The following is a 24,249-nucleotide window of genomic DNA, read 5'->3' as shown; positions in this document are numbered from 1 at the left end:
CCCCGGGGAGACCCGCCGTCAGGCGTGGTGACACCGGACGTGGGCGGCCACCTCGTCCGCCGCGTCGCCGCCGTACGCGGAGGCGAAGCGGTCGAGGAACCCGCTCTGGCGCAGCTCGTACTCCTGGCCTCCGGTCCGCTCCAGCACGTGGGTGGCGGTCAGGTTGCCGATCTGGGCGCACCGCTCCAGCGGCAGCCCCCAGGCGAGCCCCGACAGGAAGCCGGCGCGGAACGCGTCGCCCACACCGGTGGGGTCGACCTTGCCGGCCTCCGGGGCCGGGGAGACGTGCAGCGACGGCTCGCCCTTGCGGTCGATCCTGGCGCCCTTGGGACCGAGGGTGGTGACCCGGATGCCCACCCGGTCCAGGAGCTCCCCGTCCGACCAGCCGGTCTTCTGCTGGATCAGGCCCAGCTCGTAGTCGTTGCTGAACAGGTAGGCGGCGCCGTCGACGAGCTGCCGGATCTCCTCACCGGGCATCCGCGCGAGCTGCTGGGAGGGGTCGGCGGCGAACGGGATGCCGCGGGTGCGCGCCTCGTCGGTGTGGCGCAGCATCGCCGCCGGATCGTTGGGGCTCACCAGCACCAGGTCCAGCCCGCCCAGGCGCTCGGCGACCGGGCCGAGCTCGATCTCCCTCGCCTCGGCCATCGCGCCGGTGTAGAACGACGCGATCTGGTTGTGGTCGTCGTCGGTGGTGCACAGGAACCGGGCCGTGTGGTGCAGCTCCGAGACGTAGATCGAGTCGCAGTCGACGCCGTGCCGCGTCAGCCAGGACCGGTAGTCGGCGAAGTCGGCGCCGACGGCTCCGACCAGGATCGGCGTCAGTCCCAGACACGCCATGCCGAAGGCGATGTTGGCCGCGCAACCTCCGCGGCGGATCTGCAGGTCGTCGACCAGGAACGACAGCGACACACGGTCGAGCTGCTCGGCGATGAGCTGGTCGCCGAAGCGGCCGGGGAACGTCATCAGATGGTCGGTGGCGATGGAGCCGGTCACGGCGATGCGCACGGGGTCATTCTCCTCGTTGTCAGCATCTCGGGGGACGGTATGCGGTGGGACGGTGTTCGAAGGGACGTTGTCCGAGTAACGGTGTCCGGGGAACAGGTGGAGCCGGGGGCGTGGGCCGGAACGGGTCACGGGCCGATGAGCCGCCCAGCGGTCATGGCGAACCTGTCGAGCGTACCGTCTCGGACATGGCGACGCCCCGTACGGCACTGCCGCACGGGGCGTTCAGGAGATCCGGGGCCGCTCAGGCGCCCACGCGTCCGGAGGCGTTCGAACGGGCCGCCGTCACGAGGCTCGAAGGACGCGGCCCGCCTGCCCGGAGGATCGGGCACCCGGCCTCCGCCGGGGACACCGGAGGCCGGCCTGGAGGCTCCCGTCCCCAGGCCGCTTCGCCGGGACGTCCTAGTTGAACGAGTCGCCGCAGGCGCAGGACCCGGTCGCGTTGGGGTTGTCGATCGTGAAGCCCTGCTTCTCGATGGTGTCGACGAAGTCCACCGTGGCGCCGACGAGGTACGGCGCGCTCATCCGGTCGGTGACGACGCTCACGCCGCCGAAGCTGGACACGACGTCGCCGTCCATCGAACGGTCGTCGAAGAAGAGCTGGTAGCGCAGCCCGGAACAACCACCCGGCTGGACGGCCACCCGCAGCTGCAGTCCCTCCTCGCCCTGCTGCTCCAGCAGGCTCTTGACCTTGCCGGCGGCCGCGTCAGTCAGGATCAGGCCCTGCTGCGTGGTCTCGCTGCTCTCAACCGTCATGTGCGACTCCCGCGTCTGCGCCAACCGCTCACCCGGAGCGGCCGATTGGTCTTGACGTCCTACCTAGACGCTACCAACACCCGCCGATCGCCACACATTCCACCGGCTCGCTTCCTTGGCGCCCCGTCCCCGGGAGACGCCCGCGCCACCCCGCGAGCCCTGCGCGAGCCCTGAGTGAACGCCCGCGTGCCCCCCACCGGCCCCCGCGACAAAGAGGACGAACCATGTGCGATGATTAGTCGTCAGTTCGACGATAAGTCCCCGAAGGGGGTGTGGTCGTGACGATCACACAGACCGGCCTTCCGCTCTTCATCCTCGGTCAGGGCACCGATCCCGGCAGCGAGCGCGGGGTCGACTGCCCCGGTGAGCTGCCCGCCGCGTCCGACCCGGCGCTGGTGGAGCGGGCCCGCGCGGCCAAGGAGCGGCTGGGCGACCGGCTGTTCGTCCTCGGTCACCACTACCAGCGCGACGAGGTCATCCAGTTCGCCGACGTGACAGGCGACTCGTTCAAGCTGGCCCGCGAGGCTGCCGCCCGCCCCGAGGCCGAGTACATCGTGTTCTGCGGAGTCCACTTCATGGCCGAGTCGGCCGACATCCTGACGGGCGACGCCCAGAAGGTCGTGCTCCCCGACCTCGCGGCGGGCTGCTCCATGGCCGACATGGCCACCTTCACCCAGGTCGAGGACTGCTGGGACGCCCTGGATGACGCGGGCATCGCGGACCGGGTGGTGCCGATCACCTACATGAACTCCAGCGCCGACATCAAGGCGTTCTGCGGGCGCAACGGCGGCGCCGTCTGCACCTCGTCGAACGCCAAGCGGGCCCTCGACTGGGCCTTCGAGCGGGGCGAGAAGGTGCTGTTCCTGCCCGACCAGCACCTCGGGCGCAACACGGCGGTGCTGGAGATGGGCCTGTCGCTCGACGACTGCGTCGTCTACAACCCGCACCGCCCGAACGGCGGGCTGACCCGTGAGCAGCTCGAGAACGCGAAGATGATCCTGTGGAAGGGCCACTGCTCCGTCCACGGGCGGTTCAGCCCCGAGTGCGTCGACGAGGTGCGCGCGCGCATCCCGGGGGTCAACGTGCTGGTCCACCCTGAGTGCCGCCACGAGGTCGTCACCAAGGCCGACCACGTGGGGTCGACGGAGTTCATCATCCGCATGCTCGACGAGGCTCCCGCCGGGTCGTCCTGGGCCGTCGGCACCGAGCTGAATCTGGTCAAGCGCCTGGCTGCGGCCCACCCGGACAAGACCATCACGTTCCTCGACCGGACCGTGTGCTACTGCTCGACGATGAACCGCATCGACCTGCCGCATCTCGTGTGGGCGCTGGAGTCGCTGGCCGCGGGGGAGGTCGTCAACCAGATCACGGTGGACGTGGACACCACCCACTGGGCGAAGGTGGCGCTCGACCGCATGCTGGCGCTCCCCTAGTCTCGGCGCCGTCAGGCGGATCCGTCAGATGCGTGAGCGCTCGCTCCACCAGCGGAGCAGCGCGGCGTCGCCCTCGACGGCGTGGTCCTCCGGGTCACGCCGTCCCCAGGCGATCAGCATCAGCTCGCCGGCGGTGCCGGCGCGTACGGTCACCGTGCCCGGCTCTCCCGACCGCTCGTAGGTGTAGCCGTCCGGGCTCAGCCGGACCAGCCAGCCGGCGCCGCCGGTCTGCCAGGAGATCGTCTCGCCGTCGCCCCTGAGCTCGGCGACCTCGGGCCGCCAGCGGGCGTACGGCAGCACGTCGAAGAACTCCTCCACGCCGTCGGCCGCCACGTCCTCGTCGACGAGGGGCGCGACGCCGCCCGCGATCTCGGCGTCGGCCCGGTGGACGACGGTCTCATGGAGCTGCCTGCGGGACCAGAACCGGGCACGCCGGTCTCCCGCCCAGCCCCACACCTCCGTGTCCGGGTCCTGCCCCTTGAGAGCCTCGACGAGCACCGCGCCGCCGGCCTCCAGCCAGCCGGGATAGCCCGCGAAGTCGACGGGGATCCCGTGGTCCATGGCGTCACGGTCGTAGCGGCGCGGCGCGGCGTCCCTGACCATCGCCGCCGCCCACCGGTGCACCATCCCCGTGTGCGCGACCAGGTCCGCGACGTTCCATCCCGGGCAGGTAGGCACGGGCGCCGCCGGGTCGAGCCCGCGTACGGCCCCGGCCATCCGCGTGATCTCCCGGCCCGCGGCCTCCGCGTACTCGAGATGCGTCCACGTCCTCATCGTGCCTCCGGCGCGTACGGAAAGGGGAACGGGGGAACCGGGGCTCACAGGCCCGGGGCGCCCCAGACCGGGAACCAGCTGGACAGGTCGGGCTCGATCTTCAGCTCGCCGGCGAGGACCCCGCGCACCTGCAGCTCCAGGGCGTTGTCCCTGCGGCTGTCCCCGAGGGGGGCGAACGGGTAGAACGTGCCCCGTTTGTAGAGGTAGACCAGCGCGAGCCGCCGGCCAGACGGGTCGCCGAACGCCACGAGCGAGCACAGCAGCGACGGCCCGAAACCGGCGGACTCCAGTGACGAGTTGGCGGCGTGCAGGTCGGTGACGAGGGTGGACACATCGGGCTCGCGCACCAGCAGCCAGGTGTAGCCGAAGGAGTCCTCGGAGGCCTCCACCTTGCCCATCAGCGACTGGACGTCGCGCTCCAGCCGGGCGAAGGCGCCTCCTTCCGCCGCGCGGAAGGAGACCGACCCCACACCGGCCGGCCGGAAGCCGGTCGCGGCCTCCAGCGTGACGGCGGCCGACGGCAGCGCGAACAGCGCGTCGAGATCGGGCTTCGCCGGCTTGGACCGCCCGAGCAGGGCGTCGAACCAGCCCATCAGCGTCCCATCAGCGGCCCAGCGCGGCCGACACGCGGGCGAGCTGCTCCAGGCGGCGCTCCAGCGGCGGGTGCGTGGACAGCAGCGTGGCGATGCTCTGCCCCGACAGGGCCGGGGCGAAGTAGAAGGCGTTGAACGGCTGAGCCTGGCGCAGATCCTTCGTGGGAATCCTGGCGATCTCGCCGCTGACCTTCGTGAGCGCGCTCGCGAGGGCGGAGGGCCGCTGCGTCAGCAGCGCGGCGGCGCGGTCGGCGGCCAGTTCCCGGTAGCGGGACAGCGCCCGCGTCAGCAGGAAGCTGACCGCGTACACCAGCCCGGAGACCAGAAAGATGATCAGGCCGATCGGCGGGCCGTTGTTGTTGTCCCTGCGCCCGCCGCCCGCCAGGCCGCTGTAGAGGGCGAACCGTGTCATCAGCCCGGCGACGATGCCGAGGAACGAGGCGATCGTCATCACGGCGACGTCGCGGTGGGCGACGTGCGACATCTCGTGCGCGATCACGCCTTCGAGCTCCTGCGCGTCGAGCCTGCGCAGAAGCCCCGTGGTCACGCAGACCACCGCGTTCTTCTGGTTGCGCCCGGTCGCGAACGCGTTGGGCATGTCGCTGTCCGCGATCGCGACCCGGGGCTTCGGCATGCCGGCCATCGCGGTCAGCCGATCGATGATCCCGTGCAGCTCCGGAGCCTCCTCCGGGGAGACCTCGCGCCCGTTCATCGCGAAGAGCGCGATCTTGTCGGACAGGAAGTACTGCACCAGGAGGAAGCCCGCGGCGATCACCAGGACGGCGACCGCCCGGACCCCGGCCACGATCAGCACCACCATGAAGGCCACGTACAGCAGGCCGAGCAGGAACATCGTCACGGCCATCCGGATGGACAGGCCGCGATCAGGGGCGAACCGCGTGGCGGACATCAGCCGGGGATGAGCCCGGTGTCCCCGAGCATCTCCCGCACCTCCTCGATGGAGGCGTCGGCGGGCGGAAGGATGAGCTCGGACGGCTCCAGCGACTCGTCCGGCAGGGCCTTGCCCACGTGGCGGACCTTGTCGAGCAGGGCGTGCAGCTTGGTGCGGAACCGGTCCTCGTCGCCGGACTCGATCGCGGCCTCGAGCTCGCTGTCGAGCGCGTTGAGCACCTCGATGTCGCCGGCGGCGATCTCCACCTGGCCCTCGCCCATGATGCGGACTATCACAGGCCCTCCCCCGGCTGGCGCAGCTGCTGGGTGTGCTGCGGGTTGGCGGGCGCCGCCTGACCCTGCTGGCCGGCCTCGATCGCGCTCTTCGGCGCCGGTCCCTGCCCCAGCTCGGCTTTCATACGGGCCAGCTCCAGGTCGACGTCCTGGCCGCCGCCCATGCGGTCGAGCTCCGCCTGGATGTCGTCGCGCTGGCCGGTGAAGTCCTCCAAGGCGCCGCTGGCCAGCAGCTCGTCGATCGCTCCGGCGCGCGCCTGCATCTGCGCGGTCTTGTCCTCGGCACGCTGCACGGCGAGGCCGACGTCGCCCATCTCCTCCGAGATCCCGGAGAACGCCTCGTTGATCCGCGTCTGCGCCTCGGCGGCCGTGTAGGTGGCCTTGATGGTCTCCTTCTTCGTGCGGAAGGAGTCGACCTTGGCCTGGAGCCGCTGGCTGGCGAGGGTGAGCTTCTCCTCCTCGCCCTGGAGGTTGTTGTACTGGATGCGCAGGTCGGCGATCTGGGTGTTGAGACCGTTTCTGCGGGTGAGCGCCTCACGCGCCAGGTCCTCACGGCCGGCCCCCAGGGCCTGCCGGCTCTGGTTCTCCAGCTTGGTGGCCTGGCCCTCGAGCTGGTTGATCTGCAGCTCCACCCGCTTGCGGCTGGTGGCGACGTCCGCCACTCCCCTGCGCACCTTCTGCAGCAGCTCAAGCTGCCGCTGGTACGAATAGTCCAGGGTTTCCCGCGGATCCTCCATCTTGTCCAAGGCCTTGTTGGCCTTGGACTTGAAGATCATGGAAAGTCTCTTCATCACGCTCATGCGCGTCGGCCGTCCCCTTCTCAAGGTTGTGCGTGAGTGACCCCAGTCGTTCCAGCCCCTCAAAAGCGGCGAAGCCGCCTGGGTTCACCCTACGCATAACGCGCGAGGGCGTCACTAAGTTGCACTCCCGGTAGGCTGGGCGGCGTGTTCCGACGTCGCACGCAGAGCCCTACGGAGGACTCCCCCGTAGATGATTCTAAGCCCGTAACCACTCCGGGCAAGGGCCGTCCCACCCCGAAGCGGAGCGAGGCCCAGGGCCGCCGCCGCTCGCCGGTGACGGCTCCCTCCAACCGCAAGGAGGCCTATCGGCTTCAGCGCGACCGCGACAAGGCGCTGCGTGCCCGGCAGCGGGAGGGAATGCTCCGCGGGGAGGAGCGTCATCTCCCCGCCCGCGACCGCGGCCCCGTGCGGAAGTTCGCCCGCGACTGGGTCGACTCCCGCCGCCTCCCCGGGCAGTTCTTCCTGCCCGCCGTCCTCGTGATCATGCTGCTGTCGATGGTGCCGTTCCCGCTCCAGATCCGCAGCGTGGTGCTCCTCGTCTACACGATGTCCCTGCCCGTCGTGATGGTGCTCGTCCTGGTGAGCTCCTTCTACGTCGCCGGTCGCGTGAAGAAGGAGGCGGCGGAGAAGTTCCCCGGCGAGGACCTGAAGGGCGTCGGCTTCTACGCGGCCATGCGTTCGTCGCAGATCCGCCGGCTGCGCTTCCCCAAGCCGGTCGTCCTGCCCGGCGGCGCGCCGGTGCCGGCCAAGCGCTGAGCGGTCCGCGCGTCCGCCCCGCCCGGGTCCCGGGCCGGGCGGACGCTCATCGGCGCGTCCACTCCAACGCGCCCCGGGTCACCTCCGGCCTCGCCCCGTCGACGAGCGTGCCGCTCACGAGGGCGTCGGCGGTGGCCTTCAGCAGGCCGTAGTACGACGGCCACGCCACCGCCACGCCCGGCCCGGAGGGAGCGGGGCCAACGGCTCCCGCAGCTTCGCCGTCAGAAGCCCCGGCATCTGGGCCGGCGGCGTTCGAGCCGTGAGCGTCAGGGCTCTGCGCGTCCGGGACTCCGGCGTTGGCGGCATCCGTGCGCCACGCGACCTCTCCGGTGCGGGACCCGGCAAGCAGGTGACGGCCATCCTCACCCACCGCGAAGGGCACCCAGCCGCCGTCGCAGGCAGCCCCGCCGGTGGCCCTGCCGGCAGCCACGGCCTGCCGCACGGTCAGCAGCCGGAACGACGGGGGGAACCGGAAGCCCAGGCCTCCCCGCGCCCCGTCATGCCTCAGCATCGACGCCCGCAGCGAGTCGGGGATGCGCGTCCCGAGCCTTGCCTCGGCCCTGGCGATCAGCCGCGGGCTCGCCGGGCCGTTCAGCCGCGCGAGGGTCGCCGGCGCGTTCGCGCTGAGCCATCTCTCGATCCTGCGCCACTGGCGGTTCACGGCCGCCGTCACCCGGTGATCGATCGGCCGGACCGTCCCTCGTGCCGCGTGCCGCCTCCCCGCGACGTTCCCGGCGGGGCCGCCGTCCCCGTCGGCCCCGGTGCCGCCCGCCGCGTTCCCGGCCACTGCGCCCGCGTCAGCGCCGGCGTCGTCCCCGCTCTCCGTCGTGTCGCTCGCCGTGGCGCAGGGCGTGGCGGACCTCGTACCGGCATGCCCGGCCACGGGCGTGACCACGGCGTCACCGCAGGGCGGGGCCGTCCCGGCCGGGCAGCCGCCGGGAGAGGCGCCCGCCGCACCGGTGGACGTCTTCGCGACGCCGTGCCCGGCCGCCGCGGAAGTGCCGTCACCCACGCCGAGAGTCCATGCCACGGCCAGCACGCCAAGCGCTGCCAGGACCCCCAGCACCGCCGCGACCCGTGTCACCCGGACCCTCCGGCGGGGGGATCGCCTGACGTTCCCCACCGCGGGCACGGACGCCTTCGCCCGGGCCTGCCGTCCGCGCTCATCGATCGCCGCGGCGGCCGGCTCCGGGCCGGTCTCACGTCCGCCGGGCGACGCAGGGCCTTCCGCGTCCCGCTGACCGGCCTGAGGCCGCCGAGCCGCCGGGGCAGCACGCCGTCCGCGCAGCACGAGGGCGAGCCCGAAGGCCGCGCCGAGGACCAGCGCGGCCACGAGGGCCAGCCGTACGGGACGTGAAGCGATCAACCCGCGCACGCCGGGCACCTTATCGCGAACCCCGCACGGCCCTCCCGCGCGTGAGCGGAGCCGGGGGATGCGGGCGGCGTCGCCCGGCGGAGCCGTTCACCGTCCACACGGGCCAGACCGTGGAGCGGCGTCGCGGGGCCGACCGGCTGTACGCTCCGCCCGGAGCGAGGCCGCCGAGGGCCGGTGGCCCCCTCGCCCCGGTCCTGACCGGCCGCCGGTTAGAGGCGCCCATGGTGTGGTTATGGTCGGACCATGGAATATCGCCATCTCGGCCGAAGCGGCCTCATGGTCAGCGAGATCAGCTACGGAAACTGGATCACCCACGGCTCCCAGGTGGAGGAGGACGCCGCCGTCGAATGCGTGCGGGCGGCCCTCGACGAGGACATCACGACCTTCGACACCGCCGACGTCTACGCGGGGACGAAAGCCGAGGAGGTGCTCGGGCGGGCCCTGAAGGGTGTGCGCCGCGAGTCACTGGAGATCTTCACGAAGGTCTACTGGCCCACCGGACCTGGCAGGAACGACCGCGGCCTGTCCCGCAAGCACATCCTCGAGTCGATCAACGGCTCGCTGCGCCGCCTCCAGACCGACTACGTGGACCTCTACCAGGCCCACCGGTTCGACTTCGAGACGCCGCTGGAGGAGACGCTTCGCGCCTTCGACGACCTCGTACGGCAGGGCAAGGTCCTCTACGTCGGCGTGAGCGAGTGGACGGCGGACCAGATCGCCCGCGCCCTGAAGATCGCCGACGAGATGGGCTTCGACCGGCTCGTGTCCAACCAGCCGCAGTACTCGATGCTGTGGAGGGTCATCGAGGCCGAGGTCGTGCCGCTGTGCGAGAAGGAGGGCCTCGGGCAGGTCGTCTGGTCGCCCATCGCCCAGGGCGTGCTCACCGGCAAGTACCTCCCCGGGCAGCCCCCGCCCGCCGGGTCGCGCGCGACCGACCCCAGCGGCTCCGGCTTCATCGGGCGCATGATGGACGACGAGCTGCTGCGACGGGTGCAGGACCTCAAGCCCATCGCTGCCGACCTCGGCCTCACGATGGCCCAGCTCGCCGTGGCGTGGGTGCTGCAGAACCCGAACGTGTCCTCCGCCATCGTCGGCGCCACCAAGCCCGAGCAGGTGCGTGACAACGTCAAGGCCGCCGGGGTGCGGCTCGACGAGGAGGTCATCCGCAAGATCGACGACGTGCTCGGCTCGGTGGTCGAGCGCGACCCCGCCAAGACCGTCAGCCCTGAGCGGCGTCCCTAGGTCCCCCGGCCGGCCGTCCCCGGCGACCGCAGGGGACGGCCGGCACCCGGTCTCAGTGCGCCGGTCTCATTGGGCCTGTCTTACCGCGCCTGTCTTACCGCGCCTGTCTTACTGGGCCTGTCTTACTGGGCCTGTCTTACTGGGCCGATCTCATTGCGCGCGCAGTGACATGCCCGCGTATTCGACCCGCTCGTCCTCCAGGAGCGTGACCTGCTCGACACCGGCCTCGAGCAGCTCGCGCCAGGTCTCCCCCAGCCAGGACTCGGCATCGGACTGGCTGGTGAAGATCTCGCGTGGCAGCGGCCGGTCCGTCACTTCGCCGCCGTTCGCGTCCTCGTACCGCCAACGCCATATCATCCCCACACGCTCCTTCTGGCGGCGTCCGGGCGCCACCCGGCCCGCCGTCCGTTCCGTCTCCGCTGCCCGGCCCGTCCGCTGCCCGGTCTCCGGCGTCCGATGCCCGGACGTCCGGCGGTCCGGGCAAGGCCGTGCAGCGGACCCTATCCTCTCGCTCTCCCGCCGTCTCGCCCCCCTCGCACCGCCGGTCCCGCCCGGCCTCCGGCGGGATCCGAGGCTCGGCGGGGGACGTCCGGCCGTGAAAGGGATGGCATGGAGGTCCACCTGGAGGGAACCGGCGGGCCCGGTGGCTGGCCGGAGCCCGGATGCGGCTGCGCGTCCTGCGGCCGGCTCCCCTCCGGCCACCGCCGCCCGGCGTCGATCGTCGTGGACGGCGCCGTACGGCTGCCGCGCGACCTGGGCCCCGGCATCACGACCGGCCCTACCGGCGGCGTCGAATTGGGGAGCCACGGCTGGGAGATCACCGGCCGGGGCGGAGAGCGCGTGCTGTACGCCCCGGGCCCCCTCCACCGCGCCGCGCAACCCGCGCCGTCCCCCGCCGCGCCCTTCGACCTGGTGCTCGCCGACCTGCTCGACGAGCCGGGGCGGCTGGGCGACCTGCGCCACAGAGGGCTGGTCACGCCCGCCACACGGGTGATCGCCGTCGGCCTCGACCATCGGATGCCGACCGAGGCGGAGCTCGCGAGAAGGCTCGACTTCTGGGGGGCCGGGGCCGTACCGGACGGGACGGTGCTGAGCCTCACCCCAGGCGCGTTCTCCGGCCTCCACCCGGTGCGTGAGACGACTCGGGTCGCGGTCGTCAGCGGGGCGCAGAGACGGCCGGCGGGCCTTCCACCGCGCACACTGCTGCTCGGGGGCTCGCGATCGGGCAAGTCGGAGGAGGCCGAGATGCGCGTCGCCGGGGAGCCTCACGTGACCTACGTGGCGACGGGGCCCACGGGCGGCGACGACCCCGCGTGGCTCGCGCGCGTGCGGGCGCACCGGCTGCGCCGCCCGGCCCACTGGCGTACGGCTGAGACCACCGACCTCGTCGCCATCCTCGGCGACCCTCCCGGGACGCTGCTGATAGACGGACTGGGCACGTGGCTCGCCGCCGTCTTCGACGAGTGCGGCGCCTGGCCGGAAGCCCCGGACTCCCACGCCGCCGCCCACGAGCCGCACCATGGGCGGAGTCACGACACGGAGCAGGAGCCCGGCGGGGACGCGGAGGGGAGCCGTGTAGAGACAGAAGGGAGCGACCGGGACGCGCGAGATCGGGTGGCGCGGCGGTGCGACGAACTCGTGGCCGCGTGGCGGCAGGCCCAGGGGCCGGTGGTGGCCGTCAGCGACGAGGTCGGCCTCGGCGTCGTCCCGGCGAGCGCGAGCGGAAGGGTGTTCCGCGACGCGCTGGGCCGGCTCAACCAGCGGCTGGCCCGCGAGTCGGAAGACGTCGCCCTGATCGTCGCCGGCAGGGTCGTGCCGCTGCCGGTCTGATCACGGCCCGCCGATCCGATTCCACCCCGCCCCCGGTTGTCCCCACACCGTCCCAGGTCGTCCCACGCATCCCCCCGACAGGCCGATGGCGGCCCGCCGGTGTCCGCCGGCCGAGGGCCAAGCCCGCCTGATCGAGTCCAGGCCGATCGCGCCCGGACGGGCCTCACTACGATCCTCCGTTGTGCCCGGAAGATCCGATGAGCCCGCCGTGGGCGCCGCATGGCGCCTCACTGTGGGGATGTTCACGATCGTGCCGGTCCGGGTGGACGGGGTGGACCGCGACGTGGCGGGCCGCGCGATGGTCCTGGCGCCGCTGGCCGGCGTGGGTCTCGGGCTCGTGGCGGCGGTCGTCCTGACCGCCGCCGGGCGGCTGTCCGGGTCGCCGCTCCTCGCCGCCGTTCTCGCGCTCGCGACGCTCGCCTGGCTGACCCGCGCCCTTCACCTGGACGGGCTGGCCGACCTCGCCGACGGACTGGGCAGCGGCAAGCCGGCGCAGGCCGCCCTCGACGTCATGAAGCGCTCCGACATCGGGCCCTTCGGCGTGGTCACACTCGTGCTCACCCTGCTCGTGCAGGTGGCGGCGCTGACACAGGCCCAGTCGGTGGCCGGGCCGGCGGCCGCGACGGCCCTGCCCGCCGCCTGCGCGGCCGGTCGGCTGGCGGTCACGTGGGCCTGCCGGGAGGGCGTGCCCGCCGCCCGCCCGGGAGGGCTCGGCGCCCTCGTCGCCGGCACCGTACGGCGGGGCCCGGCGCTGGCGGCCACGGCCGCGACGGCCGCGCTCCTCGCCGCCGCCGGCGCTCTGACCGGCCTGCCGTACGGCGAGCCGGTGAGAGGGCTCCTCACGCCGCTCCTCGCCCTGGGAGCGGGGCCGGCGGCGGCCTGGCTGCTGCGCCGCCGTGCCGTACGGCGCCTGGGCGGAGTCACCGGCGACGTGCTCGGCGCGCTCATCGAGACCTCCACGACGGCGGCGCTGCTGGTTTACGCCGTCACCTGAGGGGCGCGGACAGGAGAGCGTTGAGGAGGGCGGCTCCGTTGGCCGCGTCATCGACGCTGATCCGGAGCTGTCCCCCCGACGTGTAGCGGACGACGAGGCAGTCCCCTCCCCGGATCATGATCGTGGCCGCCCCGGGAAGGCCGCGGTAGCCCCACCCGCCGACCTCGGACGGGAACGCGCGCTCGGCCCAGGCCCGCTCGATCCGGCTCAGCGGCACCCGCCGCGAGGGCCACCGCAGGGGGCCGAACCCGATCCGCAGGCCCTCCGGCCCGGCCGTGACGGCCACCGTGGAGACCGACAGCACCGCCAGGCCGGCGACCGCCGTCACCGCCGCCATGGGCCCCGCCGGGGCCGGCAGGCCGAAGAGGGCGGCCACGGCCAGTGAGCCGGCGGCGACCAGGACCACCAGCCCGACGGCGAACAAGGGCGGCGACGACACCGACGACACCCAGACGGCGCTCCGGCCGGGATCGAGCCCGAGGTCCGTTTGGGGCACGTCCGGCATGGCCGGCGGCTCGTCGGGACCGCGGCGGGCGGCGAGATACCCGATCGCCCCGGCGGCGAACGCGGCGACGGCGACCAGCACGGCCTGCGGGCCCAGCGGAGCGGCGTCCTCCCACCTTGCCCTGCCGAGGTTCGCGGCGACCGTGACGGCCTCCAGGCCGAGGGAGAAGGCCGCGCCCCACACGAGGCCGGCGACGAGCCACGCGCGGGCGGACCGCCGGGTGAGCGCCCGCCCCCGCGAGGCGGCGGCGAGGCAGAGCGCCGCGACCGCGAGCCACAGCGCCAGGGCGAAGACGATCAGGGCGGTCAGCGACATGGCGCCGTCGGGATCTCCGGACGGCCCCCAGTGCGTGGCCATCGGGCTGGGGAGCCTGTCCCGGAACGGAAGCGGCATGACGGCGAGCGCCACGGCGACCAGGGCGGTCCAGGCGACGGCGGCGGTGAGAAACCGGGTACGCGGGCGGGAGCCCTCGGCGGACGGGGAAGTGTTCATGACAGTTCCTTGATGAGGTCGATTACCTCGTGGGGGCGGAAGCCGTGTCTCGCGGCCTCGTCAAGCAGGTCGCGGACCTGGGACTCGAGGGCCTGGCGGGCGTCGGGGCGGCGCAGGACGGACACGCCGCGGCCCCGCCGGAACTCCAGCAGCCCTTCGTCTCTGAGATGGCGAAGCGAGCGGAGCACGGTGTTGGCGTTGACGCCGAGCGCGTCCGCGAGATCCCGCGCCGGAGGCAGGCGGTCACCGGGCGCGATCTTCCCGTCCGTGATCGCACGCCGGATGGCGGCGGTCACCTGCTCATGCAGGGGCCGGGGATCGTTGAGATCAAGCGTGAGTAACATGATGCTAGCGACATTAGCACCATAAGCATCGAAGGACAATATGGTGCTAGCCCCATTGGCATCATCCAGAGAGTCGATACGTAGGATGAACCCTCGTTTATGCGTAGGGGAGAAAGCCCAGCTAGCATCGGCTCACGTGACCACAGTGCGCGTCAACGCATCTGACACGGTCTCCGACGAGACCGGTGCCCTCATAATCGGCGTCCACGGATCTCCGGAGGGCCTCAGTACGGCTCCCGGGGCCGCAAGCCTCGACCAGGCCCTGGACGGCCGGCTCACCGAAATCCTCACCACAGTGGGTTTCCGGGGCAAGGCGGAGGAGATCGCCAAGATCCCGACCTTCGGCTCGATCCCCGCCCCCGTCATCGTCGCGGTCGGTCTGGGTGACCAGCCGGACGGCGACTACGAGCTGGAGACGCTACGCCGCGCGGCCGGCGCCGCCGTCCGGTCGCTGGCGGGCACGGCGACCGCCACCATCGCCCTTCCCGCCGCCACCGCCGAGCAGGCCGAGGCGGTCGCGCTGGGCGGCCTGCTCGGGGCGTACGGCTTCACCCGCTACCGCACGGACGGCGACCTCAGGCCGCCGGTCGGCGAGCTGGTGGTGCTCTCCGGGGCGCGGGGCGCCGAGGAGGCCGTACGGCACGCCACGACGGTCGCCGACTCGGTCACCCTCGTCCGCGACCTCGTGAACACCCCGCCCTCCGACCTGTGGCCCGCCCGGCTCGCCGAGATCGCCGAGGAGAAGGGCGGCGAGGCCGGCCTGTCGGTCGAGGTGCTCGACGAGATCCAGCTCAAGAAGGGCGGCTACGGCGGCATCGTCGGCGTCGGCCAGGGCTCGGTGAACCCGCCGCGCCTGGTCAGGCTCGCCTACACGCACCCCGAGGCCTCGCGCACGGTCGCGTTCGTCGGCAAGGGCATCACCTTCGACTCGGGCGGCCTGTCGCTGAAGCCCGCCGCGGCGATGGACTGGATGAAGTCCGACATGGGCGGGGCCGGGGCGGTGCTCGGCGCGCTCCTCGCGGTGGCCCGGCTCGGCCTGCCGGTCAACGTGGTCGGCTACATGTGCCTGGCGGAGAACATGCCGTCCGGCAGCGCGCAGCGCCCCTCCGACGTCCTCCACACCTACAGCGGCAAGACCGTCGAGGTGCTCGACACCGACGCCGAGGGCCGCCTCGTGCTGGTCGACGGCATCGCCCGCGCGACGGAGGACCACCCCGACCTGATCGTGGACGTCGCCACGCTGACCGGCGCCCAGATCGTCGCCCTCGGCTGGCGTACCGCCGGGGTGATGGCGAACGACGACGCGCTGCGCGAGCAGGTCGTCGAGATCGCCGCCGGGCAGGGCGAGGGCGCCTGGGGCATGCCCCTGCCGTCCGAGCTGCGCAAGGGGCTCGACTCCCCGATCGCCGACATCGCCAACCTGCAGCCCGAGCGGTGGGGCAGCATGCTGGCCGCCGGCATCTTCCTGCGCGAGTTCGTCCCCGCGGAGGTCCGCTGGGCGCACATCGACATGGCCGGTCCGGCGTTCAACAAGGGCGAGCCGCACGGCTACACCCCCAAGGGCGGCACCGGCGCGATCACGCGCACCCTGATCGCCATCGCCGAGCGGTACGCCGGGAACGGCGAGACCGCCGAGACTGTTCAGTAACAGAGGGTGGCCGGGGCCGGGACGTGCGAGTCGCGGCGGAGAGGGCCCCGGACACCACGATCTTCATGGACAAGTGAAAAGATGCAGCCGGACCGATCCGGCGGCATGTGAATCCGACAAGGAGCAATCCAGTGGCTGATGGCAGCGGCCCCTTCGACATCGTCGTCCTGGGGGGCGGCAGCGGTGGATACGCCTGTGCCCTCCGAGCGGCCGAGCTCGGCATGAACGTCGTCCTCATCGAGAAGGACAAGGTCGGGGGGACCTGCCTGCACCGGGGCTGCATTCCCACCAAGGCGCTGCTGCACGCGGCCGAGCTCGCCGACCAGGCCCGCGAGGGCGAGTCGTTCGGCGTGCGCACCCGGCTCGAGGGCATCGACGTCCCCGGCGTCCACGCGTACAAGGACAAGGTCGTCAGCGGGCTCTGGAAGGGCCTGACCGGGCTCATCAAGAGCAAGAAGATCACCGTGGTCGAGGGCGAGGGCCGCCTGACCGGCCGGAACCGCGTGACCGTCGGCGACCAGGTCTTCGAGGGCCGGCACGTCGTGCTCGCGACCGGTTCGGCGCCGAAGTCGCTGCCCGGCCTCGACATCGACGGCGAGAAGGTGATCAGCAGCGACCACGCGCTGGTCCTCGACCACGTGCCGTCCTCGGTCGTCATCCTGGGCGGCGGCGTCATCGGCGTCGAGTTCGCCAGCGTGTGGCGCTCGTTCGGCGCCGAGGTGACGATCGTCGAGGCGCTGCCTCACCTGCTGCCGCTGGAGGACGAGTCCAGCTCCAAGCTGCTGGAGCGGGCCTTCCGCCGCCGGGGCATCAAGTACGAGCTGGGCGCCAGGTTCGAGAGCGTCAAGACCACCGGCACCGGCGTCGTCGTCTCCCTGGAGAACGGCAAGACCATCGACGCCGAGCTCATGCTGGTCGCCGTGGGGCGCGGCCCGATCTCGGCCGGCCTGGGCTACGAGGAGGCCGGCGTCACCGTCGACCGCGGCTACGTGCCGGTCGACGAGTTCTGCCGGACCAACGTCCCGGGCGTGTACGCGGTGGGCGACCTGATTCCCACCCTCCAGCTCGCCCACGTCGGCTTCGCCGAGGGCATCCTGGTCGCCGAGCACATCGCCGGCCTGAACCCGGTCCCGATCGACTACGACGGCGTGCCGCGCATCACCTACTCCGAGCCCGAGGTCGCGTCGGTGGGCATCGGCACGGCCACCGCCCGGGAGCGCGGGCACGACGTCGTCGAGCTGTCGTACAACCTCGCCGGCAACGGCCGGAGCAAGATCCTGCAGACTCAGGGCGAGGTCAAGGTCGTCGCCGAGCGCGACGGCCGGGTCCTCGGCGTGCACATGGTGGGCGCCCGCGTCGGCGAGCTGATCGCCGAGGCTCAGCTGATCTACAACTGGGAGGCCACGGCCACGGACGTCGCCCAGCTGATCCACCCGCACCCGACCCAGTCCGAGGCCCTCGGCGAGGCGATGCTGGCCCTGGCCGGCAAGCCGCTCCACGTCCACAACTGAAGCCCTCCTAGCGAACGCGAGAGAAGAAGACAATGCCGGTCTCCGTAACCATGCCCCAGCTCGGCGAGAGCGTCACCGAGGGCACCGTGACCCGCTGGCTGAAGAACGAAGGCGACCACGTCGAGGCCGACGAGCCGCTCCTCGAAGTGTCGACCGACAAGGTCGACACCGAGATCCCCTCCCCGTCCGCGGGTTACCTCACCAAGATCATCGTCGCCGAGGACGAGACCGTCGAGGTCGGCGCCGAGCTGGCGCTGATCGACTCGAACGGCGCGGCCGCGGCTCCCCAGGCCGCCGAGACGCCGCAGCCCCAGCCCGAGCCCGAGCCCGAGCGCGCCGAGACCCCGGAGCCGGAGCCGGCCCCCGAGCCCGAGCCGGCCCAGGCGCCGCGGCAGCAGGCGCCGATCTCGTCGATCCCGCAGCCCGCGCCCGCGGTCGTGACGCCCCAGCAGGCGCCTCCCGCTCCCGCGCCCCAGCCCCAGCCCCAGCCCCAGCCCCAGCAGGCTCCGGCCCAGCAGACTCCGGCGCAGCAGGCTCCGGCCGCCGCCGAGCCGACCGCGCTGCCCACGTCGGGCGACAGCCCGTACGTCACGCCGCTGGTGCGCAAGCTCGCCGCCGAGCACGGCGTCGACCTGGAGGAGCTGACCGGCACCGGCGTCGGCGGCCGGATCCGCAAGCAGGACGTGATCGAGGCGGCCCGTGTGCAGCGCGAGCGCGCCGCCGCGGCCCCCGCCCCGCAGCCCGAGGCCCAGGCTCCCGCCGCGGCCGCCCCCGCGGCCGCCCAGGCCGCTCCCGCCGCGGCGGCCGCCGCTCCGGAGCCGATCCAGGTGGACACCACGCTGCGCGGCACCACGTCGAAGATGTCGCGCCTGCGTCAGACCATCGCCAAGCGCATGGTCGAGTCGCTGCAGGTCTCGGCCCAGCTCACCACCGTGGTCGAGGTCGACGTCACCAGGATCGCGCAGCTGCGTGAGCGCGCGAAGGCCGACTTCCAGCGGCGTGAGGGCGTCAAGCTCTCGTTCATGCCGTTCTTCGCCCTGGCCACCGTCGAGGCGCTCAAGCAGCACCCGAAGCTGAACGCCACGATCAACAGCGAGACCAACGAGGTCACGTACTTCGACGCCGAGCACCTGGCCTTCGCGACCGACACCGAGCGCGGCCTGATCGTCCCGGTGATCAAGAACGCGGGCGACCTCAACATCGCCGGGCTGGCCCGCAAGATCGCCGACCTGGCCGAGCGAACCCGCACCAACAAGGTGAGCCCGGACGAGCTGACCGGCGGCACGTTCACGCTGACCAACACCGGCAGCCGGGGCGCGCTGTTCGACACGCCGATCCTCAACCAGCCGCAGGTCGGCATGCTCGGCACCGGCGCGGTCGTCAAGCGTCCCGTCGTGCTCGACACCCCCGAGGGCGAGGTCATCGCGGTCCGCTCGATGGTGTATCTGGCGCTCAGCTACGACCACCGCCTGGTCGACGGCGCCGACGCCGCCCGTTTCCTCACGACGATCAAGCGTCGTCTCGAGGAGGGCCGTTTCGAGGGCCAGCTCGGCCTGGCCTGAGCCGGCACCTTTTCCGGAGGCCGTCCCGCGACCCGCGGGGCGGCCTTCGCCGTCACCGGGTGGCCGTCCTAGCCTGGTAGGCATGACCATCGTTGTGACCGGCTCGTCAGGCCTGCTCGGTTCGGCCCTGGTCGCGTCCCTGCGCGGCGACGGGCACGAGGTCGTCCGCCTTGTACGGCGGGAGCCCGCGGGGCCCGGCGAGCGGTTCTGGGACCCGCGTGAGGGCGTGCTCGACCCGGCGGCGCTGGAAGGCGCGGACGCCGTCGTCCACCTGGCCGGGGCGAGCATCGGCGACCACCGGTGGTCGGAGTCGTACAAACGCGAGCTGGTGGACAGCCGGGTCGCCGGGACGCGGACGGTCGCCCGGGCCCTGGCGGCCCTGGAGGGCAAGGCCCCGGCGCTGCTGTCCGGCTCGGCGATCGGCTTCTACGGCGACACCGGCGACCTGGCGGTCGATGAGTCCGCGCCGGCCGGGAAGGGTTTCCTGGCCGGCCTCGCCGACCGGTGGGAGGAGGCGGCGGCGCCCGCGCGCGATGCGGGCCTGCGGGTCGTCCTCCTCCGCACCGGCGTGGTGCTCAGCCGTGACGGCGGGATGCTCGCCCGCATCGTGCCGATCTTCAAGATGGGGGCGGGCGCCACGCTCGGCAGCGGCCGGCAGTACGTGTCGTGGATCACCCTGCCCGACTGGGTGGCGGCCGTCCGGTTCCTCCTGGCCCACGAGGAGGTCTCCGGGCCGGTCAACGTGACGGCCCCGGAGCCGGTGACCAACGCCGAGTACACCGCGACCCTCGCGAAGGCGCTGCACCGGCCCACGATGCCGGTGAGCGCTCCCCGCTTCGCGCTGCGCCTGGCGCTCGGCGAGTTCGTCGAGGAGGCCGTCCTGGCGGGTCAGCGGGTGCTCCCCCGGCGGCTGCTGGACGCCGGACACCGGTTCGCCCATCCCACCCTCGGCGAGGCGCTCACCGCCGTACTCTAGGGAAACCGCAAGGCTGAGACGGGAGTGGAGTATGAGCCGGATCGGGCAGTCGCACATCGTCGCCATCGGGGGCGGGTCGTTCCGGCAGTCGGAGCGGTACGGGTTCATCGAGCCCACCGCCCTGCTGCGCTACGTGCTCGACCTCACCGGCCAGGACCGGCCGAGGCTCGGCCTGCTGGCCACCGCGACGGGCGACGACGCCGAGTGGCTGCTCAAGATGTACGGCGCGTTCAACCGCTGGGACGTCGAGGTCAGCCACCTGACGGTCTTCCCGATGCCGAACGTCGACGACCCCCGGGAGTGGATCCTGGAGCAGGACGCCATCTACGTCAGCGGGGGCAGCGTCGCCAACCTCGCCGCCCTGTGGCGCCTCCACGGGCTGGACGAGGCGTTCGCCGAGGCCTGGCGGTCGGGCGTCGTCCTGTCCGGGCAGAGCGCCGGAGCCCTGTGCTGGCACGTCGGCGGCAACACCGACTCCTTCGGCCCCGCCCTGCGGCCGTGGTCGGAGGGGCTCGGCCTGCTGCCGTTCTCGTGCGGCGTCCACTACAACTCCGACCCGCAGCGGCGCACGCTGCTGCACGAGTCGGTCGCGTCGGGTGAGCTGCCCGAGGGGTACGCCGCCGACGAGGGGGTCGCGCTCCACTACGTGGGCACCGAGTTCATCCAGGCGGTCACCGTCGACCCGCGCGGCCAGGCGTACCGGATCGAGCGTGACGGGACCGGAGTCAAGGAGTTCCGTATCGAGCCCCGCCAGCTGGCGTCTACCCTGAAGACGTGAAAGGTCTGGCCATCGTCCGCATGGGCGTCGACGTTCCGTACGAGCAGGCCTGGAATCTTCAGCGGCGGCTGCACGCCCGGCGGGTGGCCGAGGAGCTGTCCGACCTGTGCCTGATGCTGGAGCACGCGCCGGTCTACACGGCGGGCAAGACGACCCTCCCCGGCGAGCGGCCCACGGACGGCACGCCGGTCATCGACGTCGACCGCGGCGGGAAGATCACCTGGCACGGCCCCGGGCAGCTCGTCGGATACCCCATCATCCGGATCGGCGACGTCATCGCCTACGTCCGGCTGCTGGAGGAGGTCCTCATCCAGGTCTGCGCCGACTTCGGGCTGGTCGCCCGGCGGGTCGAGGGGCGGGGCGGCGTGTGGGTGCCGGGCGACGCCGGGCACGGCCTGCCGGACCGCAGGATCGGCACGATCGGCATCCGGCTGTCCCGCGGCGTCACCATGCACGGCTTCGCGCTCAACTGCGTCAACGACCTGAGCTGGTACAACCGGATCGCCACCGGCGAGGCCGCCGACGCCGGAGTCACCTCGTTGTCGGCCGAGACAGGCCGCCGCATCACGGCGGAGGAGGTCCTCCCCTTCGCGGAGAAGCGCCTGGCCGAGGCCCTCGGAGTGGAGCCGTACGACGTGTACGAGGAAGACCTGTCCTGAGACGCGCGTCACGTCGCGCGGGCGGCCAGGGAGCGGTCTCAGATCACGCGAGACCAGGTAATAAGCTGGATGCGTGACGGTTGCTCCGGAAGGCAGAAAGCTCCTCCGCCTGGAGGTGCGCAACAGCCAGACCCCCATCGAGAAGAAGCCCCCGTGGATCAAGACGCGTCTGCGGAACGGCCCCAACTTCAACGAGATCAAGTCCCTCGTCCAGGGCGCCGGCCTGCACACCGTCTGCCAGGAGGCGGGCTGTCCCAACATCTCCGAATGCTGGGAGGACCGCGAGGCGACCTTCCTCATCGGCGGCGACCAGTGCACCCGGCGATGCGACTTCTGCCAGATCGACACCGGCAGGCCCGCCGAGTACGACCGGGACGAGCCGCGCCGCGTGGCCGAGTCGGTCCTGCAGATGGGCCTGCGGTACGCCACGGTGACCGGCGTCGCCCGTGACGACCTCCCCGACGGCGGCTCCTGGCTGTACGCCGAGACCGCCAGGCGGATCCACGAGGCCGTCCCCGGCTGCGGCGTCGAGCTGCTGGTCCCCGACTTCAACGGCGACCGCGGGCAGCTGGAAGAGGTCTTCTCGGCCCGGCCCGAGGTGTTCGCGCACAACATCGAGACGGTGCCGCGGATCTTCAAGCGGATCCGCCCCGCGTTCCGGTACGAGCGCTCCCTCCAGGTGATCACCCTGGCCCGTGAGGCCGGCCTGGTCACCAAGTCGAACCTCATCCTCGGCATGGGCGAGGAGCGCGAGGAGATCGTCCAGGCCCTGCGCGACCTGCGCGAGGCGGGCTGCGACCTGGTGACGATCACCCAGTACCTGCGGCCCACCCCCCGCCACCACCCGGTGGACCGGTGGGTGAAGCCCGAGGAGTTCGTCGAGCTCCAGCGGGAGGCAGAGGAGATCGGGTTCGCCGGCGTCATGTCCGGACCCCTCGTCCGCTCGTCCTACCGGGCCGGGCGCCTGTACCAGCAGGCGATCGCCGCCCGCGTGGGCGAGTCTCGTTTTCATTAATTCACCCCGGGATTTGTATCCTTCACACCATGGCCAAAGACCCAGCGGCTCCGGGACGCCTCAAGCAGCTCCGGATGGTCGCCCAGATCATCAAGCAGGCAAATCCCAAGGGCATGCCGATCGTGTACGCGTCGGCTCTGGGCACGCTCATCCTGTTCGTCGTGCTTGGCGTGATCTTCAGCTGGACGTGGATCGTGTTCGGCGTGTTCGCGGCCGTGCTCGTGGGCATGCTGATCTTCAGCCGGCTCGCGCAGTCCGCGCAGTACTCGATGCTCCACGGCCAGCCCGGCGCGGCGTACGCGATCCTGCAGGGCATGCGGGGGACGTGGCACGTCGAGGAGAAGCCGGTGGCCGTCAACCGGGACCAGGACCTGGTGTTCCGGGTCGTCGGCTTCCCGGGGGTCATCCTGATCTCCGAAGGCCCGACCAACCGGGTGCAGCGGATGCTGGTCGCGGAGAAGAAGCGCGTTCAGCGGGTGGCGGTCGACGTGCCGGTCTACGACATCCAGTGCGGTGACGGCGAGGGCCAGGTGCCCCTCGCGAAGCTCCAGCGGCACCTGATGAAGCTCCCCCGCAACCTCAAGAAGGGCGCGGTCTCCGAGGTCAACAACCGGATGCGCGCGCTGACCCCGGCCGTGCCGATGCCGAAGGGCCCGATCCCGAAGGGCGTGCGGATGCCCCGCGGCCCCAAGACACGCTGACCCGGCCGGATCCGATGGACGTCGGCAGGAAGCCCGTCTCCCCCGTCGAGACCTCCCGGGCCAACCGGGGCTGGTGGGACGGCGCGGCCGACGACTACCAGGCCGAGCACGGCGGCTTCCTCCGCGACGACGGCTTCGTGTGGTGCCCCGAGGGCCTGGACGAGGCCGACGCCCGCCTGCTGGGCGACGTGGCCGGCCGGCGGGTGCTGGAGATCGGGTGCGGCGCCGGGCAGTGCGGCCGGTGGCTCGCCGGCCGGGGCGCCGAGGTCGCCGCGATCGACCTGTCGTACCGGCAGCTCCAGCACTCCCGCCGCATCGACCTGTCGGCCGGGACCTCGCTGCCCGTCGCGCAGGCGGACGCCGAGGCCCTGCCGTTCCGCGACGAGTCGTTCGACGTGGCCTGCTCGGCGTTCGGCGCGCTGCCGTTCGTCGCCGACGCCGGTGTGGCGTTGCGCGAGATCCGCCGGGTGCTGCGGCCGGACGGACTGCTGGTGTTCTCCGTCAGCCACCCGGTGCGGTGGGCGTTCCCCGACGACCCCGGGCCCCGCGGGCTGACCGCCGACCGGCCGTACTTCGACCGGTCGCCGTACGTCGAGTTCTCCTCCGGAGGGGTGCCGTCCTACGTGGAGCACCACCGCACGATGGGCGACTGGGTCGGCCTGATCGTCTCCGCCGGCCTGATCTTGACCGGCCTGATCGAGCCCGAGTGGCCCGGGGGGCACGACCGGGTCTGGGGCGGGTGGAGCCCGCTGCGCGGCCGGGTCCTGCCCGGCACCGCCATCTTCCGGTGCCGGCGTCCCGAGGCGGGCTAGAGATTCACCACGACGGTGCCGGCGGCGCGATCATGCAGGCCGCGGCGGTCCCTGTCCCAGATCAGCGCGGGGACGGCAAGGCACAGCAGGAACGTGCGGACCAGCACGCCGGCGAATGACGGGCGGCCCCCGTCGAGGGCGGCCACCCGGATGCCGAGCAGCCGCATCCCGAACGTCATGCCGATCGTGCCGACGAGGAGCACGTACTCGGCGGCGAAGACCCCGAGCGCCACGACGCCGAGCTCCTGGCCCTTCGCGTGGAGCAGGCCTCCGGCGATGGCCCAGGTGCACAGCACCCAGTCGACCACGACCGCGACGAGCCGGCGCCCCCACGGGGCGACCGCTCCGCGCCCCTGCTCCGGCAGGCCCAGCCGCTCGCCGGGGTGTCCGAGGCCGGCCCCGGCGGCCCGGGGCCCGCTCAGCCAGGTCTGCGTCCATCGCGTCGGCTGCCGGTCACTCATGGTCGTCAGCGTATCGGGAGGGGTGACCGGTCTGGCGTCCGGAGG

Annotated in this window: 26 protein-coding genes; 14 read left to right on the top strand and 12 right to left on the bottom strand. The window is 72.4% G+C overall.

Annotation, left to right across the window (positions count from 1 at the left end):
* Positions 1 to 18: 18 nt before the first annotated feature.
* Entirely contained in the window at positions 19 to 1,005 is a 987-nt protein-coding gene (locus AB0B72_RS04985; protein ID WP_367736999.1) for a carbohydrate kinase family protein, read from the bottom strand.
* 399 nt (positions 1,006 to 1,404) lie between these two features.
* The gene (locus AB0B72_RS04980) at positions 1,405 to 1,758 is read right to left on the bottom strand and encodes a HesB/IscA family protein (protein WP_367736998.1); all 354 of its coding nucleotides are present in this window, start codon (positions 1,756 to 1,758) and stop codon (positions 1,405 to 1,407) included.
* A gap of 278 nt (positions 1,759 to 2,036) precedes the next feature.
* On the opposite strand from AB0B72_RS04980, the gene nadA reads away from it, so the two are divergent.
* Entirely contained in the window at positions 2,037 to 3,191 is a 1,155-nt protein-coding gene (nadA, locus tag AB0B72_RS04975) for a quinolinate synthase NadA (RefSeq protein WP_367736997.1), read from the top strand.
* Between the two features lie 24 nt (positions 3,192 to 3,215).
* Here nadA and AB0B72_RS04970 read toward each other — a convergent pair whose 3' ends face one another.
* Genes AB0B72_RS04970 through AB0B72_RS04950 form a run of 5 tightly spaced genes read right to left on the bottom strand, consistent with a single transcriptional unit; the run spans position 3,216 to position 6,543 of the window.
* On the bottom strand, positions 3,216 to 3,965 hold the full coding sequence (locus tag AB0B72_RS04970) for a maleylpyruvate isomerase family mycothiol-dependent enzyme (protein ID WP_367736996.1): 750 nt from the start codon (positions 3,963 to 3,965) through the stop codon (positions 3,216 to 3,218).
* A gap of 44 nt (positions 3,966 to 4,009) precedes the next feature.
* Positions 4,010 to 4,558 carry a hypothetical protein gene (locus AB0B72_RS04965; RefSeq protein WP_367736995.1) on the bottom strand — a complete coding sequence of 183 codons (549 nt, stop codon included), beginning with the start codon at positions 4,556 to 4,558 and terminating at the stop codon, positions 4,010 to 4,012.
* Positions 4,559 to 4,568: 10 nt separating this feature from the next.
* On the bottom strand, positions 4,569 to 5,468 hold the full coding sequence (gene htpX / locus AB0B72_RS04960; protein WP_367736994.1) for a zinc metalloprotease HtpX: 900 nt from the start codon (positions 5,466 to 5,468) through the stop codon (positions 4,569 to 4,571).
* Positions 5,468 to 5,746, bottom strand: a complete 279-nt coding sequence (locus tag AB0B72_RS04955) for a hypothetical protein (protein WP_367736993.1) — start codon at positions 5,744 to 5,746, stop codon at positions 5,468 to 5,470. Before AB0B72_RS04955 ends, htpX begins: the two co-directional genes overlap by 1 nt.
* A complete protein-coding gene (locus AB0B72_RS04950; RefSeq protein ID WP_367736991.1) occupies positions 5,743 to 6,543 on the bottom strand; it encodes a PspA/IM30 family protein in 801 nt (266 codons plus the stop codon). Before AB0B72_RS04950 ends, AB0B72_RS04955 begins: the two co-directional genes overlap by 4 nt.
* A 144-nt stretch (positions 6,544 to 6,687) precedes the next feature.
* On the opposite strand from AB0B72_RS04950, the gene AB0B72_RS04945 reads away from it, so the two are divergent.
* Complete coding sequence (locus tag AB0B72_RS04945; RefSeq protein ID WP_367736990.1) at positions 6,688 to 7,299, top strand: DUF3043 domain-containing protein; 612 nt, start codon at positions 6,688 to 6,690, stop codon at positions 7,297 to 7,299.
* 46 nt (positions 7,300 to 7,345) lie between these two features.
* Here the strand turns inward: AB0B72_RS04945 and AB0B72_RS04940 are convergent, their stop codons facing one another.
* Positions 7,346 to 8,674 (bottom strand): SMI1/KNR4 family protein, encoded by a 1,329-nt coding sequence (locus AB0B72_RS04940; RefSeq protein ID WP_367736989.1) that lies wholly within the window; start codon positions 8,672 to 8,674, stop codon positions 7,346 to 7,348.
* A 243-nt stretch (positions 8,675 to 8,917) separates the two neighbouring features.
* Here AB0B72_RS04940 and AB0B72_RS04935 point away from each other — a divergent pair, with 243 nt between their 5' ends.
* The gene (locus AB0B72_RS04935) at positions 8,918 to 9,916 is read left to right on the top strand and encodes an aldo/keto reductase family protein (protein WP_367736988.1); all 999 of its coding nucleotides are present in this window, start codon (positions 8,918 to 8,920) and stop codon (positions 9,914 to 9,916) included.
* A 150-nt stretch (positions 9,917 to 10,066) separates the two neighbouring features.
* On the opposite strand, the gene AB0B72_RS04930 is transcribed toward AB0B72_RS04935, so the two are convergent.
* Positions 10,067 to 10,273 carry a hypothetical protein gene (locus AB0B72_RS04930; RefSeq protein ID WP_367736987.1) on the bottom strand — a complete coding sequence of 69 codons (207 nt, stop codon included), beginning with the start codon at positions 10,271 to 10,273 and terminating at the stop codon, positions 10,067 to 10,069.
* Positions 10,274 to 10,525: 252 nt separating this feature from the next.
* Here AB0B72_RS04930 and AB0B72_RS04925 point away from each other — a divergent pair, with 252 nt between their 5' ends.
* Together AB0B72_RS04925 and AB0B72_RS04920 are read left to right on the top strand one after the other, a co-directional pair.
* On the top strand, positions 10,526 to 11,746 hold the full coding sequence (locus AB0B72_RS04925) for a bifunctional adenosylcobinamide kinase/adenosylcobinamide-phosphate guanylyltransferase (RefSeq protein ID WP_367736986.1): 1,221 nt from the start codon (positions 10,526 to 10,528) through the stop codon (positions 11,744 to 11,746).
* A 208-nt stretch (positions 11,747 to 11,954) separates the two neighbouring features.
* Positions 11,955 to 12,740, top strand: a complete 786-nt coding sequence (locus tag AB0B72_RS04920) for an adenosylcobinamide-GDP ribazoletransferase (protein ID WP_367736985.1) — start codon at positions 11,955 to 11,957, stop codon at positions 12,738 to 12,740.
* Here the strand turns inward: AB0B72_RS04920 and AB0B72_RS04915 are convergent.
* Together AB0B72_RS04915 and AB0B72_RS04910 are read right to left on the bottom strand one after the other, a co-directional pair.
* Positions 12,733 to 13,737 (bottom strand): DUF1648 domain-containing protein, encoded by a 1,005-nt coding sequence (locus tag AB0B72_RS04915; RefSeq protein WP_367736983.1) that lies wholly within the window; start codon positions 13,735 to 13,737, stop codon positions 12,733 to 12,735. The two genes, AB0B72_RS04920 and AB0B72_RS04915, sit on opposite strands and share 8 nt — an antisense overlap.
* Positions 13,734 to 14,081, bottom strand: coding sequence for a GntR family transcriptional regulator (locus AB0B72_RS04910; RefSeq protein WP_367736981.1), 348 nt, complete (start codon positions 14,079 to 14,081; stop codon positions 13,734 to 13,736). The genes AB0B72_RS04915 and AB0B72_RS04910 overlap by 4 nt, the downstream gene beginning before the upstream one ends.
* 136 nt (positions 14,082 to 14,217) lie before the next feature.
* On the opposite strand from AB0B72_RS04910, the gene AB0B72_RS04905 reads away from it, so the two are divergent.
* The 9 genes from AB0B72_RS04905 to AB0B72_RS04865 all read left to right on the top strand — a co-directional run bounded on the left by AB0B72_RS04905 (position 14,218) and on the right by AB0B72_RS04865 (position 23,743).
* The gene (locus AB0B72_RS04905) at positions 14,218 to 15,729 is read left to right on the top strand and encodes a leucyl aminopeptidase (RefSeq protein ID WP_367736980.1); all 1,512 of its coding nucleotides are present in this window, start codon (positions 14,218 to 14,220) and stop codon (positions 15,727 to 15,729) included.
* Positions 15,730 to 15,860: 131 nt separating this feature from the next.
* The gene (lpdA, locus tag AB0B72_RS04900; protein WP_367736979.1) at positions 15,861 to 17,240 is read left to right on the top strand and encodes a dihydrolipoyl dehydrogenase; all 1,380 of its coding nucleotides are present in this window, start codon (positions 15,861 to 15,863) and stop codon (positions 17,238 to 17,240) included.
* A gap of 32 nt (positions 17,241 to 17,272) precedes the next feature.
* Positions 17,273 to 18,802: a 2-oxoglutarate dehydrogenase, E2 component, dihydrolipoamide succinyltransferase gene (gene sucB / locus AB0B72_RS04895; protein WP_367736977.1), complete on the top strand. Its 1,530-nt coding sequence runs from the start codon at positions 17,273 to 17,275 to the stop codon at positions 18,800 to 18,802.
* A gap of 82 nt (positions 18,803 to 18,884) precedes the next feature.
* Complete coding sequence (locus tag AB0B72_RS04890) at positions 18,885 to 19,778, top strand: TIGR01777 family oxidoreductase (protein WP_367736975.1); 894 nt, start codon at positions 18,885 to 18,887, stop codon at positions 19,776 to 19,778.
* 31 nt (positions 19,779 to 19,809) lie between these two features.
* The gene (locus AB0B72_RS04885) at positions 19,810 to 20,556 is read left to right on the top strand and encodes a Type 1 glutamine amidotransferase-like domain-containing protein (RefSeq protein WP_367736974.1); all 747 of its coding nucleotides are present in this window, start codon (positions 19,810 to 19,812) and stop codon (positions 20,554 to 20,556) included.
* Positions 20,553 to 21,215: a lipoyl(octanoyl) transferase LipB gene (lipB, locus tag AB0B72_RS04880; RefSeq protein ID WP_367736973.1), complete on the top strand. Its 663-nt coding sequence runs from the start codon at positions 20,553 to 20,555 to the stop codon at positions 21,213 to 21,215. The genes AB0B72_RS04885 and lipB overlap by 4 nt, the downstream gene beginning before the upstream one ends.
* 73 nt (positions 21,216 to 21,288) lie before the next feature.
* Complete coding sequence (gene lipA, locus AB0B72_RS04875; RefSeq protein WP_367736972.1) at positions 21,289 to 22,230, top strand: lipoyl synthase; 942 nt, start codon at positions 21,289 to 21,291, stop codon at positions 22,228 to 22,230.
* A gap of 29 nt (positions 22,231 to 22,259) precedes the next feature.
* On the top strand, positions 22,260 to 22,931 hold the full coding sequence (locus AB0B72_RS04870) for a DUF4191 domain-containing protein (protein WP_367736971.1): 672 nt from the start codon (positions 22,260 to 22,262) through the stop codon (positions 22,929 to 22,931).
* A gap of 14 nt (positions 22,932 to 22,945) precedes the next feature.
* Positions 22,946 to 23,743: a class I SAM-dependent methyltransferase gene (locus AB0B72_RS04865; protein WP_367736970.1), complete on the top strand. Its 798-nt coding sequence runs from the start codon at positions 22,946 to 22,948 to the stop codon at positions 23,741 to 23,743.
* Here AB0B72_RS04865 and AB0B72_RS04860 read toward each other — a convergent pair.
* Positions 23,740 to 24,204 (bottom strand): RDD family protein, encoded by a 465-nt coding sequence (locus AB0B72_RS04860; protein ID WP_367736969.1) that lies wholly within the window; start codon positions 24,202 to 24,204, stop codon positions 23,740 to 23,742. The two genes, AB0B72_RS04865 and AB0B72_RS04860, sit on opposite strands and share 4 nt — an antisense overlap.
* Positions 24,205 to 24,249 lie beyond the last annotated feature (45 nt).

Source organism: Microbispora sp. NPDC049125 (genome assembly GCF_040802045.1).
Lineage (GTDB): Bacteria > Actinomycetota > Actinomycetes > Streptosporangiales > Streptosporangiaceae > Microbispora.
The sequence above is the reverse complement of the archived record's forward strand: the minus strand, read 5'-3'. Positions and strand labels throughout refer to the sequence as shown.